Genomic DNA, 15,822 nt, shown 5'->3' on the forward strand with positions numbered 1-15,822 from the left:
CGTCAGTCCGTGCTGAGTCCTCGCAGAAGTCGCCCCGCCACTTCAGTGTGCCCAGCCTCAGCGAGCAAACCCGCCGGCGCGAGCACGTAGTCGCGATCGACAGCAATCCGTGCCGTGCGCAAGATCGGCCGTAGCACCGGGTCGGCGCGGAGAGCGTTCTCCACCTCTGTTTGCGCTGCCTTGCTCGCGTGGCGAAAAACGCCCCCCGAAAGCACCAAAAGCCCCGCTCCCCGAGGCCCCAGCCGATTGTCGACCATCCGCAGATGCCGACGGATCGCGATGATCGCGGCCAGGGCAGCCAACTTGGTGTCCACTGCGGACTCTTCATCCGTGGACGGGATGAAGTCGACGTTCTCGGCCCGATACTGCGCGGCCGCCGCAAGACTGTCGTCCTCGACGAGCTGCTCCGCCCGGGCCTCCGCCGCGATGCCAGGGGCGGACCAGCGCATCCCGATGTCACCCTCCACCGTCCTGCGGTCGGCAGGCAACGCGACAGTGGCGCCAGTCTCCTCCACTGTGGACACCGCCGAATAGACGTCCGTGGTCGCGCCGCCGACGTCGACCACCAGCACCGCGCCAGGATCGTCGTCGGTGGCCAGCAGGTGCGCCAGACGGGACACGCCGACCAGGACCGCGTCCGGGGTCACGGTGCGCACCAGGGAGCGGAAGCGCGTGCCCCTGGACAGGCCCTTGCCGCCGATGACGTGGGCGAGGAAGACCTCGCGGATCGCCCGCCTGGCCGGGCCGGGGTGCAGTTCACCGACGTCGGGCAGCACGTTGTCGGTCGGGACGACGGTGCGGCCGTCCAGCAGCGCCAGCGCCTCGGCGCGCGCGTGGGCGTTGCCCGCCAGGACGATCGGGACGCTGAGGCGGTTCTCGGCGAGCCTGCGCGCGTTGTGCAGCAGGACGGTGTCGTCGCCGCCGTCCGTGCCGCCGACGAGCAGCACCAGGTCCGGGCGGTCGGCCCGCAGGGGGCGGAGGCTGTCGAGCTTGCCCGCGCAGACGTGCACGACCTTCGCGCCCGCCGAGAGGGCCACCCGGTAGCCCGCCTCGGCGCTGACCAGCCGCTCCTGGCCGACGACCGCGAGCCGCAGGCCGCCGCCCGCCGACGAGCACGCGAGGACCTCGGCGCCGGGAGCACCCAGCGCCGAGGTCACGGCCGCCATGCCGTCGAGGACTTCCGGCGGCGTCGTCTCGTGTTGGGCCGTGCCCAGCAGTTCGCCGTCCTGGGCGACGAGGGCGCCCTTCGTCCACGTCGAACCGATGTCCAGGCACAGGAAGGGCACGACCGCGATACTACGGTTCGGACTTGGCGGCTTCCTCGGCGTTGCGCTGACCGAGCAGCGACCGGCGGCGGCTGTAGGCGAAGTAGACGATCACGCCCAGGACCATCCAGGCCACGAACCGCAGCCAGGTCAGCACGGTCAGGTTCAGCATCAGCCACACACAGGCGATGATCGCCAGGATCGGCACCAGCGGCACCCACGGCACCCGGAACGACCGCTTGAGGTCCGGCCGGGTCTTGCGCAGCACGATCACGCCCGCGGACACGAGGATGAACGCGAACAGCGTGCCCACGTTGACCATCTCCTCGAGTTTGTCCGCCTCGAAGAAGGTCGCCGCGATCGCCACCAGCACCGCCACCGCGACGGTCGCGCGGACCGGGGTCTGCTTGGCGCTGGTGCGCGCGAGCTGACGCGGCAGCAAGTGGTCGCGCGACATGGCGAAGATGATCCGGATCTGGCCGAGCATCAGCACCATGACCACGGTGGTCAGGCCTGCGAGCGCGCCGATGGAGATGATCTGCGCCGCCCAGTCGACCCCGTTGAGGGAGAACGCGGTGGCGAGGGTCTTCTTGTCGGCGCTGCCGTCCGGCTTGATCGTCGTCGCGAGCTGGTGGTAGCTGACCATGCCCACCAGCACCAGCGACACCGCCACGTACAGCGCGGTCACGATCGACAGCGAGCCGAAGATGCCGCGCGGCACCGACCGCTGCGGGTTCTTGGTCTCCTCCGCGGTGGTCGCGACGATGTCGAACCCGATGAACGCGAAGAACACCAGCGACGCGCCCGCCAGCAGCCCGAACGCGCCGAACGAGCTGCCGTCGCCGCCCGCGATGACCGAGAACAGCGACTGCTCGACCCCGCTCTTGCCGACCGCGGGCGGCTGCGACTCCGGGACGAACGGCGTGTAGTTGGCCGCCTTCACGTAGAACAGGCCGAAGACGATGACGAACAGCACGATCGCCACCTTGATCCCGGTGATGACCGCGCTGACCCGCGAGGACAGCTTGGTGCCGATGGCGAGCATCGCCGCCAGGAACACCACCAGGACCAACGCGCCCCAGTCGAGGGTGAGCCCACCGAGCTTGAAGATCGTCGCCGTGCTCTGCGACGGGTCGAACCCGAAGATGTAGCCCAGCACGGTGTTCAGGTAGACCGACCACCCCTTGGCGACCGCGGCAGCGCCAACGGCCAGCTCCAGGATCAGGTCCCAGCCGATGATCCACGCCACGAACTCGCCGAAGGTGGCGTAAGAGAAGGTGTACGCACTACCCGCGACAGGCACGGTCGACGCGAACTCGGCGTAGCACAACGCCGCCAACGCGCACGCCACCGCCGCGATCACGAACGCGACCGACACCGACGGCCCCGCCAGGTCACCCGCCGTCCGCGCGGTCAACGTGAAGATCCCGGCCCCGATCACCACCGCGACCCCGAACACGATCAGGTCCCAGGTCGACAGGTTCCGCCGCAGCTTCGTCTCGGCGTCATCGGTGTCCGCGATCGACTGCTCGACCGACTTCGTCCGCCACAGCCCGTTACCAGGCATCCTCGCCCCCCTTTCCGTGCGGGTGAATCGGCCACGAAAGGTTAACGTTCCCGGTGCCTTTCCGCCGGATGGTCGCCTGCCCGGCCGATCCCACTTACCGGTCAGCGGCGGAGGTCAGGCGTGGCGACTGGGCCAGGGGAGGGTGGACTTGGGCTCCTCCGGGTCCAGCCCGGCGGCCATGGCGATGGCGCGGTCCCACTCGGGATCGGCGGTGTAGTTGCCGTGGCCCATGACCCCGGCCACCCAGCGGCGGCCGGTGAAGGGGCCGCGCATGGGGTCGGGGAGCCAGTGGTCGCCGCCGAGGACCAGGGCGCCGGTGGGGGAGGGGGTGGCGGCGGGGAGGGGGCCGATGGTGCCGTCCGGGCGGAAGCCGGTGCCGAGCAGTTGGTTGTCGCACACCTGGCGGTCCCAGGTGGTGACGGCGCCGCCGAGAGGATCGGTGCCACGGCACAGGGAGCGCCAACGGGTACCTAGACGTTGCGATAGCTCGGCGAGCGAGGCATGCGGCACCGCACCGGGGAACGCGCGCGGGTACGCCCACTGCAACTGCGATCCCACCGTCACTAGACCCAACCGCTGCCGTTCGGGCTCGTTCAGCACATCCATCAACCGGGCGGCGGTAACCGCAACGAGAAGGCTGCCCTGACTATGGCCCGTCAGCACTACCCGCGTTGATGGGTCCTTGAGGTGTTCCATCACGCGCGCCGCCAGCTCCGGCACGACCTTCAACGCGTAACACGGCGGCACCGTTGGATGTGCCTCACGCGGCCAGAACGACGCCAGGTCAGCGATAACGCCCAACCGTCGCCCTGCCTCCGGCTCTTGCGCTGCCGTGTAGATCGCCCGCAACAACGCGACGACCAACGCGCCGAGCGTCAGGATTCCCATGGTGGGCAACGGGTCCATCCACTGCGGCGGGTGCAGGTTCGCGATCCGGGTGGTCACCGACAAGACCGTCCCCGCCGCGAGCACCCCCGCGAACGCCAGCAGTACGCGATGCGCGTTGCGCCGCTGCCACCCAGCCGCCCGCCATCCGCGTAGTGCGGCCGAGGCGTCCGCGGGTCTGCCCGCGTGCAACATGTCGACTTCCGCGTACCCGCCGGGCGCCATCAACAGGCGTACCGCCGCGACCGCGCCGCACGGGATCGCCACGAGGAGACCGATCACCGCCGCCGCACCCCACAGCAGGGTCACCTGCTCGTAGCCGCGCGGCAGTTCGATCCCGCTGGACCCGACCACCTTGCGCAGCGAGATCGCCAGACCCGCGCCGAAACCGCCGCCGATCAACGCGCTGATCGCCAGCACCGGCGCCGCCATCCACCCGCCTGCCCACGGCCGCAGCGCCTTGGGCTGGTGCTTCCAGGTGCGGCGGGCGATCAGCGCGGCGGGCACCAGGAACACCCCGAGCAGCACGACCACCGCGATCAACCCGGCCGCGATCGCCTCCACGGTCGGCCCGGTGCCGGTCATCCGCGCGGGGACGGGACCGGTGATCACCCCGGCCGCCACCGCCAGCGCGGCACCGCCGAGCAGCAACACCGCCCTCGGCACCCGGCCCAGTACGGTCCTCAGGTACCGACCGGCAGTTGAGGGGTCGGCTCCCCGCGGGTCGTCCAAAGCGAGTACACACAAAACACATGTGCCCACCACCGCGAGCGCCGCGACCCACACCCACAGGGCGGGCCCATGCGCCGGTGGCGTGAACGGGCCACCCAGCGGCAACAGCGCTACCAGCGCCAACGCGGCGGTCAGGTGCAGCGCGCGCAGCGCGGGGGTGTCCGGGTCGGAGACGAGGTTGCGCCCGGGCAGTTCCACCCGCTGGTTGGGCTGGGCGTCCGGCGGGTTCGGCGCGGCAGGGGTCTCCCAGGCCACCGTCGACACCCGGTGCAGCACCAGGATGCCCGCGAGCACCGGCACCAGGCCGACCACCTGGCGCATCGACGTGGTCGTGCGCACCCAGTCCGGCACCCAGTCGAGGCAGCCGGTGCCCGGCGCCAGGCACTGCGCGGCCAGCAGGTCCATGCTGACCACGGCGGCCTGCGACACCAGCAGCCCGGTGAGCAGCAGCGCGGCCAGCCGCAGCAGCGACCGGTTCACGGCGCCGAGCAGCCGCGCCGTCCGGTGGCCGCTGGGGATCGGTGGCAGCATCCAGTGCGCCATGTTCGCCAGCGAGAACGGGAACAGCAGCGCCCAGGTCGCCTTGGCCACGCCGCCGGAGGTCATCGCGCCCCACACGTACCCCTCGACCACCCTGGGTACCGACCGGCCCTCGGCGCGCAGCACCGGACCCGGCGCGGGCCGCATCAGGCGGTCGGCCGGGCGCACGATGCGGCCCACGCCGTCGCCTGCCACATCGACCGCGGCCACCGCGGTCACGAGGTTCTCCGCGGAGGTGCCCATGATGCCGTGCACGCGCAGCTCGACCACGCGAGTTTCCGAACCCGTTAGCAGCACGTCCCTCCCCGGTCACTCTCAGGCACGGATCACTCCTTTTGGTCGCCCCGCGCCCCCTGCTCCAACGGTAGTGTTCGACAGGAACCAGAAGTCTGGAGGATGTTTTCGATGACCGCAGAAGACACGCGGAGCGCGACCGGAGCGAGCTTCGCGCAGACCCGAAACGGCATCGACTTCGCCGTGGCGGACCTCTCGCTGGCCGAGTTCGGCCGCAAGGAGATCCGCCTCGCCGAGCACGAGATGCCCGGCCTGATGACACTGCGCCGCGAGTACGCCGAGGTGTACCCGCTGCGCGGGGCCCGGATCTCCGGTTCGCTGCACATGACCGTGCAGACCGCAGTCCTGATCGAGACCCTCGTCGCGCTCGGCGCCGAGGTCCGCTGGTGCTCGTGCAACATCTTCTCCACCCAGGACCACGCCGCCGCCGCGGTCGTGGTCGGTCCGCACGGCACGCCGGAGGAGCCCAAGGGCGTCCCGGTGTACGCGTGGAAGGGCGAGACGCTGCCGGAGTACTGGTGGGCGACCGAGAAGATGCTCACCTGGCCGGACGGCCCCGGCCCGAACATGATCCTCGACGACGGCGGCGACGCCACGCTGCTGGTCCACAAGGGCGTGCAGTACGAGAAGGCGGGCGTCGTGCCCGCCACCGAGGACGACGACCCGGAGGAGTGGGGCCTCATCCTCGAGACCCTGCGGCACTCGCTGGCCGCCGACTCGGGCAAGTGGACCAAGATCGCCGCCGACATCCGCGGCGTCACCGAGGAGACCACCACCGGCGTTCTGCGGCTCTACCAGCTCGCCGCCGCCGGTGAGCTGCTCTTCCCGGCGATCAACGTCAACGACTCGGTCACCAAGAGCAAGTTCGACAACCGCTACGGCATCCGGCACTCGCTGGTCGACGGCATCAACCGCGGCACCGACGTGCTGATCGCGGGCAAGGTCGCGGTCATCTGCGGCTACGGCGACGTCGGCAAGGGCTCGGCGGAGAGCCTGCGCGGGCAGGGTGCCCGGGTGGTCGTCACCGAGATCGACCCGATCTGCGCGCTGCAGGCGGCGATGGACGGCTACGAGGTCCGCACGCTGGACCAGGCCGTCGGCGAGGCCGACATCATCATCACCACGACCGGCAACAAGGACGTGGTGACCGTCGAGCACATGGCCAAGATGAAGCACCAGACCATCCTGGGCAACGTCGGCCACTTCGACAACGAGCTCGACATCGCGGGCCTCACCCGCTTCCCGGGGATCCGCCGGGTCAACATCAAGCCGCAGGTCGACGAGTGGGTGTTCCCGGACGGCCACTCGATCATCGTGCTGTCCGAGGGCCGCCTGCTCAACCTGGGCAACGCGACCGGGCACCCCAGCTTCGTGATGTCCAACAGCTTCTCCAACCAGGTCATCGCCCAGGTGGAGCTGTACGGCAAGCACGAGGAGTACGACCGCGAGGTGTACCGGCTGTCGAAGAAGCTGGACGAGAAGGTCGCCCGCATCCACCTGGAGGCGCTCGGCGGCACGCTCACCAAGCTGACCAAGGAGCAGGCCGAGTACATCGACGTCGACGTCGAGGGCCCGTTCAAGTCGGAGCACTACCGCTACTGACGAGTACGCCCCTACTGGGCGGTAGGCGGTTCTTCCGGGCCCCGGCACGCAACCTGCGTGCCGGGGCCCGCGTCTTATGTCACCGAAAGGTGTAACAAACAGACCCGGTCCAGCGATCTTGTGTAGTTCTGGCCTGCGCAGGGGGCAAGCCAGAGCCGAGGAGCCGCCCCGGGGGGTGGATGGCACCGTGGACGGCGTCGGGCCCGGAGGGGAGAGCCGGGCAGGCGCCGTCCACGGCTGTCGATGGAGTCGGCCACGGCTGTCGACGCAGTCGGCCACGGCTGTCGCTAGGGTCAACGCCCGTGGGACGTCTGATCGTCATCGAGGGCCTGGACGGCGCTGGTAAGCGCACCTTGGCCGACAAGCTCACCGCCGCGTTCTCGGAGCAGGGCGCGTCCGTGGGGACCCGCGCTTTTCCCCGGTACGGGCTGTCGGTGACCGCTGACCTGGTGCAGGAGGGGTTGCACGGTCGGCTCGGGGGTCTCGGTGACTCCGTCTACGGCATGGCCGTGCTCTATGCGCTGGACCGTCAGGGGGCGCTCGACGACCTCTTGTCCGACCTGGCGTCCTTCGACGTCGTCCTGCTGGACCGCTATGTAGCGTCCAACGCCGCCTATGGCGCTGCCCGCCTGCACGAGTCCGCTACGGGCGACTTCGTGTCGTGGGTGCGTTCGATCGAGATCGAGCGGTTTGGCCTACCCGTGCCGCACGCGCAGTTGCTGCTCCGCGTCTCCGCCCAGTTGGCCGCCGAGCGCGCGACCCACCGGGAGACCGTGGACGCGCGCGCCAGGGACAAGTGGGAGTCCGACACCCCGCTCCAGGTCCGCGTCGGCGAGGTCTACGACGACCTCGCCGCCAGGTCCTGGCTGTCGCCCTGGCACGTCGTCGACGGCAGCGCGGACCTCGACGCCTTGTGGCTAACCGGCACCCTGCTCGCCTGACCCCGCTACCGTGATGACGACCACCCCTGGTTGACCCGCCTCAACGCCCTGCTCGGCGGCGTGATCCTCGCCTCTGGCCCGCTGAGCCTGGTCGCGGCGGTCTTCGGCGCGATCTGGGGCATGGGCGACCAGAAGTCCGAGGCCATGACCGGCATCCGCGGCGCACTCGACGCCCTCGGCGACCGCCTGATGGGCACCAGCGGCGTGCACCGCCAGGACCTGGTGGTCGCCGCGCACTCCACGATCGTGCTCTCCGCGTACTCCGCCGCCGTCGCCGCGCACCTCGGCGTCGACCTCGCCGACGAGCAGAAGGCGACCATCGCCGACCTCCGCCGCGCCGAGGGCCAGACCTTCGTCGACGCCCTCTACACCGCCGAGATCCCCACCCCGTCCGCCGTCGTCGGGTTCGAGGCCAACACCGCCGAACTGGACGGCTGGGCGCGGCGCGTCGGGGTCACCGTGTTCGACGTGTTCGACGTGCGGGGCGACTGGCCCTCGGTCAACCGGCACATCATCAACGACTTCTGCGACCGGTACCGGTCGCACTTCCTGGAGCTGGCGACCAAGGTCCCGGAGTTCAAGATCTGGTCCGACCAGGTCACCGCGGCGAACCTCGCCCGCGGCCTCGCCGCCATCACCGGACCTGCTCGGCCGAGAAGTCGGCTGATTCGGTCGAACGCTTGCTCTGGGGCTTGTCGATCGCCGCTCTAGGCATGCTCAACCGCGGGGCGCAGTACATCTCGGAGGCAGACCTCACCGCCGATCTAGCCGCCCTCGGCGACCGAACCCAATCCGGCGATCAGGTCCTCAGCCAGTTCTTCTTCATCCACGCCCCTGAAGCCACTACGGCTAGAGGAGCCGTGCGGGGCTACGAGTTCCTCCACGCCACCTTCGGCGAATACCGGTTCCGCCCTTCTCGACGGCATCCGGGTCAAGGACAGCACCCGCGAGCTGGCCAGACCCGAGGCTCTTATGCGCGCGTTGGCCGCGAGACTGTTCCCGGAACTAGGGCTGGACTTGCCAGACCTCTCGCTTGCGATCACGCAGCAGGTGGAGGCACTGATCGAGCTACAGCGCGCCGACCAACTCGATTCCCCAGACGGCGATCTCGGCGTCGATGTCGAGGGGCCGTGGCGGGCCTGACTGTTCCATCTCCTGGGTGATCTTGTCGCGGGGGACGAACCAGGAGACCTCGAACTCCACCCCGTCCGGGTCCTTCGCGTACAGCGACTTGGACACCCCGTGGTCCGAGGCGCCGACCAGTGCGCCGACCTCGGTGAGCACCCGCTTGAACTCGGCCAGTTCCGCCAGGGTCTGCACCGACCAGGCCAGGTGGTAGAGCCCGACGCCGCCTGCGACCTGGCCGGGGGCGTCCAGTCCGACCTGGAACAACCCCAGGTCGTGGTCGTTGTCCGAGTCCGGTGCGCGCAGGAAGGCGGCGCCGGGGAACTCGGTGATCGGGCGGAAGCCGAGGACGTCGCCGTAGAAGGCCACGCTGCGCGCCACGTCGCGGACGTAGAGGACGGCGTGGTTGAGCCTGCGGATGCCCATGGGTGCTCCTGCCGGTCGGCCTGTTCAAGTTTCAACGATACTCGACGGCGGGTGCTGCGCGGGCACCCGCGCAACAGTGCGACTATGTGCCCATGAAGGCACGAGTGCTCGTGGTTGACGACGACCCGGCCCTCGCCGAGATGCTCACTATCGTGCTGCGCGGCGAGGGATTCGACACGGCCGTGGTGGCGGACGGCTCCCGGGCGCTGCCCGCGCTGCGCGAGCTGAAACCCGACCTCGTGCTGCTTGACCTCATGCTGCCGGGGATGAACGGGATCGACGTGTGCAAGGCGATCCGCGCGGAGTCCGGCGTGCCGATCGTGATGCTGACGGCCAAGAGCGACACCGTCGACATCGTGCTCGGCCTGGAGTCCGGCGCGGACGACTACGTCGTCAAGCCGTTCAAGCCCAAGGAACTGGTCGCCAGGGTGCGCGCCAGGCTGCGCAGGACCGAGTCGGAACCGGCCGAGACGCTGGGCATCGGCGACCTGACCATCGACGTCCCCGGCCACGAGGTCACCCGCGACGGCAAGGCCATCCAGCTGACCCCGCTGGAGTTCGACCTGCTGGTGGCGCTGGCCCGCAAGCCGCGCCAGGTGTTCACCCGCGAGGTCCTGCTCGAGCAGGTCTGGGGCTACCGGCACGCCGCGGACACCCGGCTGGTCAACGTGCACGTCCAGCGGCTGCGCTCCAAGGTGGAGCGCGACCCCGAGCACCCCGAGGTCCGTGCTGACCGTGCGCGGCGTCGGCTACAAGGCGGGCCCTCCGTGATCGCGGATCCCCGGTGACCCCGGCGGCGAGCGGCCAGGGGCGGTGGCTCGTCCGCACTGCTCGCGGCCTGGTCGCCGCGGGCAGGCGCCGCTCCAGCGCGTTCAGCGAGCTGTGGCGGCGGTCGCTGCAGCTGCGCGTGGTGGTCAGCACGCTCGCCCTGGGCTCCGCGGTGATCTTCGTGCTGGGCATGGTGCTGCAGAACCAGATCACCGAGCGGCTGCTGGCGACCAAAGAGGAAGCCGCCATCGCGCAGACCAGGATCGCGGTGCAGATCGCGGAGCGGGAACTGGGCGGCACCAGCCCGTTCGACCCCATCCGCGACAGGCTCAACAGCGCGCTCAACAAGCTCACCAGCTCTTCGCCCGACCAGTCCGGGGCAGGCTCCGCGGGCGCGTTCGAACCGGTTCTCGTCAACGACGCCCCGTACATCGCGCCGAGTGACGTCAGAGCCGCTGGACCGTACGAGAGCATCCCGCAGTCCTTGCGGGACTTCTTGCTGAACACGTCCAACCGGACCGTCTCGCAGATCTACACCGTTGACCGCAACGGCGAGCGTGTCACCTACCTGATCGTCGGCGTGACGGTGGCGACCGCGAACACCGCCGTGCAGCTCTACATGCTCTTCCCGCTAGCGGCCGAGCAACGGACGATCGGCGTTGTCCAGAGCACGCTCGTCGTCGGCGGTTTGGTACTACTGCTTCTCTTGGCAGGTATCACCAACCTCGTGACCCGGCAGGTGGTGCTGCCTGTCCGGCGTGCGGCTAGAGCCGCGGAACGGTTCGCGGACGGCGAGTTGGGCGAACGGATGGTCGTCGCCGGTGAAGACGACGTGGCCAGGCTGGCCGAGTCCTACAACGAGATGGCGGCGAGCATCGAACGGCAGATCCGCCAGCTGGAGGACTTCGGGCAGCTGCAGCGCCGGTTCACCTCCGACGTCTCGCACGAGCTGCGCACCCCGCTGACCACGGTCCGGATGGCCGCCGACGTGCTGCACGCCTCGCGCGCGCAGTTTCCGGCAGGCCTGGCCCGCTCGACCGAGCTGCTGGTCGACGAGCTCGACCGGTTCGAGTCGCTGCTCGGCGACCTGCTGGAGATCTCCCGGCTCGACGCGGGCGTCGAGGAGCTGATCGCCGAGCACGCCGACCTGCGGGCCATCGCCAGGCGCGCGGTCGAGTCGGTGCGGGTGATCGCGCGCAACGCCGGGTCGGAGATCGTGCTCGACCTGCCCGAGGGCGACGCGATCGCCGAGGTCGAGTCCCGCCGCGTCGAACGGATCCTGCGCAACCTGCTCGCCAACGCCATCGACCACGGCGAGGGCAAGCCGGTCGAGCTGAAGATGGTGCTCGACGAGAACGCGGTAGCGGTAACCGTGCGGGATCACGGTGTCGGCCTGCGCACCGGTGAGGCTGACCTGGTGTTCAACCGGTTCTGGCGCGCTGACCCTTCCCGCAACCGGCACACCGGGGGCACCGGATTGGGACTAGCGATCAGCCTCGAAGATGCCCGTCTGCACGGCGGTGGCCTTGACGCGTGGGGCGAACCGGGTGAGGGTGCCTGTTTCCGGTTGACCCTGCCTCGCAACCAGGGCGTTCAGTACGAAGACAGCCCGTTGCCGCTACTGCCGCTCGACGCCCGCCCCATGACCCAGCCCGCCCCACTGCCCATCTCCGTTCCGGAGGAGGTCTACCCGTGATCCGGCTCGTCCTCGCCCTGTTGTGCGCCACGCTGCTCGCGGGCTGCGCCAACATCCCGGACCGGACGCTGCCGAGGGTCGTGGTCGACGCCACCGAGGAGCAGCCGCGCCAGGTCGGCAAACCCGCGCCGGGGCTCGACCCGTTCAACCTGGTCCAGGAGTTCGTCAAGAACGCGGGCACCCCCGACGCGGCGCGCACCTACCTCACCGAGGAGGCCAAGCCCAACTGGAAGAGCGGCGAGGCGCCGACGATCATCCAGGACGAGTTCAAGACCATCCCGCAGTCGGTTCCGGAGGGCAAGGACCCGACCAACGAGCAGGTCGTCATCCTCACCGCGACCTCCATCGGCGGCCTGGTCGGCGACTTCTCGTTCCTGCCGCAGGTGCAGTCGCTGGAGTACCGGGTGGTGATCAAGCGCCAGGACGGGCAGTGGCGCATCGCCGAGCCGCCGAACGCGGTCCTCATCCGCGAGGCGGACTTCGCGAAGAGCTACCGCAGGGTGAACCTGGAGTTCTTCGACCCCGAGCAGCGGGTCATGGTCTCCGACCCCCGCTACGTGGCGATCGAGCCGCGCCCCGGTCTCTTCGGCCGCGTCGTGTACCTGCTGCTCGGCGGTCCCTCGGAGTCGCTCAAGGGCGCGGTGCGCAACCACCTCGAAGGGCTGGAGATGAGCACCAACATCCTCCCCGAGCCCGATGGCGCCATCCTCATCAACCTCGGCAAGGTCGATAAGCCACTAGAGGACAGACAGCGCATAGCGGCGCAGTTAGTTCGATCCCTGCGGGAAGTCACCACGAGCCCACTGCGCATCCGGAGCCAAGGGCTTCCTTTGGTGCCAGGTCATGAGGACTGGACAACCGGCGATGTGGGCGCGTACGACTCGCTGTCCGCGCTTAAGGCAGACCTTCTAGGACTTGCCGTTGTCGGTGGACGCCTCTACTCCCTGCGTGACGGCAAGAAGCTGGACGGGCCCACGGGCGACGGCAGCTACGACATCGTCAGCGCCGCGCAGTCACTGGACGGCGGCCTGCTGGCAGTCGTGCAACGGACTCCGGGCGGCATGAAACTGCGCGTGGGTAAGTCAGACGGCGATCTGCCCGAGGTGAGCCTGCCTGCCGCGGCCACCCTCACCAGGCCCACCTGGCTGTTCGCGGGATCGAATGAGGCCACGCCCAACGAGGTCTGGACGGTGCAAGACGGGACTTTGGTTGTCCGCGTCGTCCGCACCAACGAGGGCAAGTGGGAGGACTACCCGGTCGACGCCTCGGAGTTCACCCGCAACGGCGGCACGATCACCCAGCTCCGCCTCTCCCGCGACGGCGCCCGTGTCGCGGCCGTGGTCAACGGCGAGATCAGGGTCGCCTCGGTCGTCAGGCCCAACGACGCCGTCACGATCCGCTCCGGCCGCACCCTGCAAGCGGGGATCGTGAAGGACGTCGTCGGCCTGGACTGGCTCGACAGGCTCACCGTGATCGCTGCGACCGACCAGCCGATCCGGCCGGTGGTGAGCATGTCGGTCGACGGGTACGCGTACACCGCCTACAACAAGACCAACCTGACCCTGCCGGTCACGGCGGTCACCGCCGCCCCCGGCCGGTCGACGATCGTCACCGACGGGTCCGGCATGTGGACCACCGGCGAGGCGGGCAAGGTCTGGCAGTACCACCAGAACAACCTCGGCTCGGCGGCGTTGCCGTTCTACCCCGGCTGACCTGCGGTTTCCCTGCCCTGTGGACAACTTCGCGCGCGTTCTCGCGGCAGCGGCCACCCTGCTCGCATGCGGATGCTGCTGGACCTCCTGATCCCCCTGACCTGCGCGGGCTGCGGCGAGCCGGGCACCTCGTGGTGCTCGCGGTGCGCCGCGACCCTGGTCGGCCTGCGCGCGGTCGAGCGGAGCGCCACGAAGGGCGTTCCCGTGCTGGCCCTCACGGCCTACGGCGGACCGGCGCGGCGCGCGATCATCGCTTACAAGGAGCGCAACCGGCGCGCGTTGGCCGAGCCGCTCGGGCGGGCCATGGCGGCCGCGTTGCCGGACCTCGCCGAGCGGGTGCCCGCGGTGCGTGCCGCCTGCCCCGCGCTGGTCACCCTGTCGGGCAAGTCGCCCCCGCCGCTCGGCGTCGCTCATGTGGGCGACCCGCTGTGGTTCGTCCCGGCGCCGTCGAGGCGGGCGGCGGTGCGGCGGCGGGGTGGGCACCACATGGCCGGGGTGGCCGAGGTGGTGGCCCGGGTCCTGGTGCTCGGCGGCGTGCCCGCCCGGGTCGCGCCGGTGTTGTCGCTGGCCGGTCGCGCGCGGGACTCGGTGGGGCTCGATGTGGCCGGGCGGCGGGAGAACCTGGCGCGGCACCTGTGTGTCTCGGGTCGGGGCGTCCCACCGCCGGGTGCACCCGTACTGGTGCTCGACGACGTCGTCACCACCGGTTCGACCGCCGCCGCCTGCGCGGGCGCGCTGCGGTCGGCCGGGCTGTCGGTACTCGCCGTGCTCGCCTGCGCCGCGACCGTCTGACGAGAGATCCATCCCACAGTCTGATACCCCCGAAAGAGTGAAGGAGGGTCGGGAACCGTACGCCGTTCGGGGCCGTTGGCCGGATATGAGGGTGAGCAGGCGGGTGGTCTTGGACCCGGTGGCGCAGCGGCCGGGTCCGCTCGACCGAACACGCCCTGCCGCTGCTCGGCCCCCGGTGCTGCGCCGCCCGGGGGAACGGGTTCGCCGCGGTGGTCTCGGCGCGCTCCCGGTTCGGCCGCGCGTGGCCGCCCGCCCGTCGCACGACGTCACGCTCGGTCGCGAACGGATGTCGCCCGCCTCGGGGGCTGTTGCTCGGTCGAAACGCGGGCTAACGTGCATCGCTATCACCGTTCCCGGCAAGCGGGGAGGAGGCGAGTAGCCCATGACCCTGGTGCCGGTGGAGCGTTGACCGAGGGGGCGTAGCCCCAGGTCAGCTCCTGTCCTGGACTTGGAATCCAGACCAGCCCGGCGCCAAGTACCGCAAAGCCGCAACCAGTACTCGCCACCAGCGAGGGAGGTCGTGTATGGACATCGTGGTTAAGGGCCGTAACGTCGAGGTTCCGGAGCACTACCGGACACACGTCGAGGAGAAGCTGACCCGGCTGGAGCGCTACGACCGCAAGGTCATCCGCTTCGACGTGGAGCTGTTCCACGAGCCCAACCGCAGGCAGTCGAAGAACTGCCAGCGGGTCGAGATCACCGGGAAGGGCAAGGGCCCCGCCGTGCGGGCGGAGGCATGCGCAGGCGACTTCTACGCCGCGCTCGACCTGGCGGTCAGCAAGATCGAGAACCGGCTCCGCCGCCAACACGACCGCAGGCGCGTGCACCACGGTCGGCGCACCCCCACCTCGGTCGGCCAAGCCGTCGCCGCGGCCACCCAGATGACCAACGGGAACGGGCACGCGGGTCTGACCGCCGGGAGCACCACGCTGCTGCACGCCCCCGAGTACGACGGGACCACCAACGGCAGCCACCTCGACGCCGACCTGGCCACCGAGTACGGCGGCGTCCCCATGCCCCGGCAGCGCTGGGAGGACGACGAGGACGGCCTCCCCGGCCGCGTGGTGCGCGAGAAGGAGCACCCGGCCAAGCCGATGACCGTCGACCAGGCCCTCTACGAGATGGAACTGGTCGGGCACGACTTCTACCTGTTCGCCGACGCCGACACCGGCACCCCCAGCGTCGTCTACCGGCGCCACGCCTTCGACTACGGCGTGATCAAGCTCGTCTGAGCCCCGACCCACGCACCGCGTGCCCCGGGGGACCAGCTCCCCCGGGGCACCACCATGCCCGCACCCGGCCCCCTAGTCGGTGGATTCGCGAGGGTGCCCGGAGGGCGTCGACACCGTCCGACAGGCCGGTGACCGGCGGAGATCGATCCGCGCGGGTCGACCCCGGTCCGTTCCCAGTTCCCAACTGGCGGCAGGTGCGGAACCTCCCGGCCGGGTGGGCCGTTGGTGCTGTGGCGGGCCTCACC

10 protein-coding genes and 2 pseudogenes are annotated in these 15,822 nt (G+C 70.1%); 8 read left to right on the plus strand and 4 right to left on the minus strand.

Translation table 11 applies throughout. The features are described 5' to 3' along the window. Positions 1-2 precede the first annotated feature (2 nt). The 3 genes from BMY07_RS13570 to BMY07_RS13580 all read right to left on the minus strand — a co-directional run bounded on the left by BMY07_RS13570 (position 3) and on the right by BMY07_RS13580 (position 5,232). The gene (locus BMY07_RS13570) at positions 3-1,286 is read right to left on the minus strand and encodes a glutamate mutase L (protein ID WP_092778124.1); all 1,284 of its coding nucleotides are present in this window, start codon (positions 1,284-1,286) and stop codon (positions 3-5) included. Between the two features lie 10 nt (positions 1,287-1,296). Beyond that, positions 1,297-2,832, minus strand: a complete 1,536-nt coding sequence (locus BMY07_RS13575; protein ID WP_092778126.1) for an amino acid permease — start codon at positions 2,830-2,832, stop codon at positions 1,297-1,299. A gap of 114 nt (positions 2,833-2,946) precedes the next feature. Beyond that, positions 2,947-5,232 carry a hypothetical protein gene (locus tag BMY07_RS13580; RefSeq protein ID WP_425426286.1) on the minus strand — a complete coding sequence of 762 codons (2,286 nt, stop codon included), beginning with the start codon at positions 5,230-5,232 and terminating at the stop codon, positions 2,947-2,949. A 162-nt stretch (positions 5,233-5,394) separates the two neighbouring features. Here BMY07_RS13580 and ahcY point away from each other — a divergent pair, with 162 nt between their 5' ends. From ahcY to BMY07_RS13595, 3 genes and pseudogenes are all read left to right on the plus strand, one after another. Beyond that, a complete protein-coding gene (gene ahcY, locus BMY07_RS13585; RefSeq protein WP_092778130.1) occupies positions 5,395-6,885 on the plus strand; it encodes an adenosylhomocysteinase in 1,491 nt (496 codons plus the stop codon). Between the two features lie 302 nt (positions 6,886-7,187). Further along, positions 7,188-7,826, plus strand: a complete 639-nt coding sequence (locus BMY07_RS13590; RefSeq protein WP_092778132.1) for a dTMP kinase — start codon at positions 7,188-7,190, stop codon at positions 7,824-7,826. A 27-nt stretch (positions 7,827-7,853) separates the two neighbouring features. Further along, a pseudogene (locus BMY07_RS13595) lies at positions 7,854-8,537 on the plus strand (NACHT N-terminal helical domain 7-containing protein); the annotation flags it as partial. A gap of 357 nt (positions 8,538-8,894) precedes the next feature. Here the strand turns inward: BMY07_RS13595 and BMY07_RS13600 are convergent. Next, complete coding sequence (locus BMY07_RS13600; RefSeq protein ID WP_092778136.1) at positions 8,895-9,377, minus strand: VOC family protein; 483 nt, start codon at positions 9,375-9,377, stop codon at positions 8,895-8,897. A 92-nt stretch (positions 9,378-9,469) separates the two neighbouring features. On the opposite strand from BMY07_RS13600, the pseudogene mtrA reads away from it, so the two are divergent. The 5 genes and pseudogenes from mtrA (at position 9,470) to hpf (ending at position 15,577) form a co-directional block, all read left to right on the plus strand. Further along, positions 9,470-10,148, plus strand: a pseudogene (mtrA, locus tag BMY07_RS13605) (MtrAB system response regulator MtrA). Between the two features lie 13 nt (positions 10,149-10,161). Continuing rightward, positions 10,162-11,841, plus strand: coding sequence for an MtrAB system histidine kinase MtrB (gene mtrB / locus BMY07_RS13610; RefSeq protein WP_092778138.1), 1,680 nt, complete (start codon positions 10,162-10,164; stop codon positions 11,839-11,841). Next, entirely contained in the window at positions 11,838-13,553 is a 1,716-nt protein-coding gene (locus BMY07_RS13615; protein WP_092778140.1) for an LpqB family beta-propeller domain-containing protein, read from the plus strand. Before mtrB ends, BMY07_RS13615 begins: the two co-directional genes overlap by 4 nt. Before the next feature lie 66 nt (positions 13,554-13,619). After that, positions 13,620-14,345 (plus strand): ComF family protein, encoded by a 726-nt coding sequence (locus BMY07_RS13620; RefSeq protein WP_177215564.1) that lies wholly within the window; start codon positions 13,620-13,622, stop codon positions 14,343-14,345. A gap of 524 nt (positions 14,346-14,869) precedes the next feature. Next, positions 14,870-15,577, plus strand: coding sequence for a ribosome hibernation-promoting factor, HPF/YfiA family (gene hpf / locus BMY07_RS13625; RefSeq protein ID WP_092778142.1), 708 nt, complete (start codon positions 14,870-14,872; stop codon positions 15,575-15,577). Positions 15,578-15,822 lie beyond the last annotated feature (245 nt).

The sequence above is a fragment of the Actinokineospora terrae genome (assembly GCF_900111175.1).
In the GTDB taxonomy this organism is placed as follows: domain Bacteria; phylum Actinomycetota; class Actinomycetes; order Mycobacteriales; family Pseudonocardiaceae; genus Actinokineospora; species Actinokineospora terrae.

Excerpts from the sequence above, each read along its gene's own strand:
- BMY07_RS13575 (WP_092778126.1), bottom strand. The coding sequence starts at position 2,832 with ATGCCTGGTAACGGGCTGTGGCGGACGAAGTCGGTCGAGCAGTCGATC.
- BMY07_RS13620 (WP_177215564.1), top strand. The coding sequence starts at position 13,620 with ATGCGGATGCTGCTGGACCTCCTGATCCCCCTGACCTGCGCGGGCTGC.
- ahcY (WP_092778130.1), top strand. The coding sequence starts at position 5,395 with ATGACCGCAGAAGACACGCGGAGCGCGACCGGAGCGAGCTTCGCGCAG.
- hpf (WP_092778142.1), top strand. The coding sequence starts at position 14,870 with ATGGACATCGTGGTTAAGGGCCGTAACGTCGAGGTTCCGGAGCACTAC.
- BMY07_RS13600 (WP_092778136.1), bottom strand. The coding sequence starts at position 9,377 with ATGGGCATCCGCAGGCTCAACCACGCCGTCCTCTACGTCCGCGACGTG.
- BMY07_RS13580 (WP_425426286.1), bottom strand. The coding sequence starts at position 5,232 with ATGGGCACCTCCGCGGAGAACCTCGTGACCGCGGTGGCCGCGGTCGAT.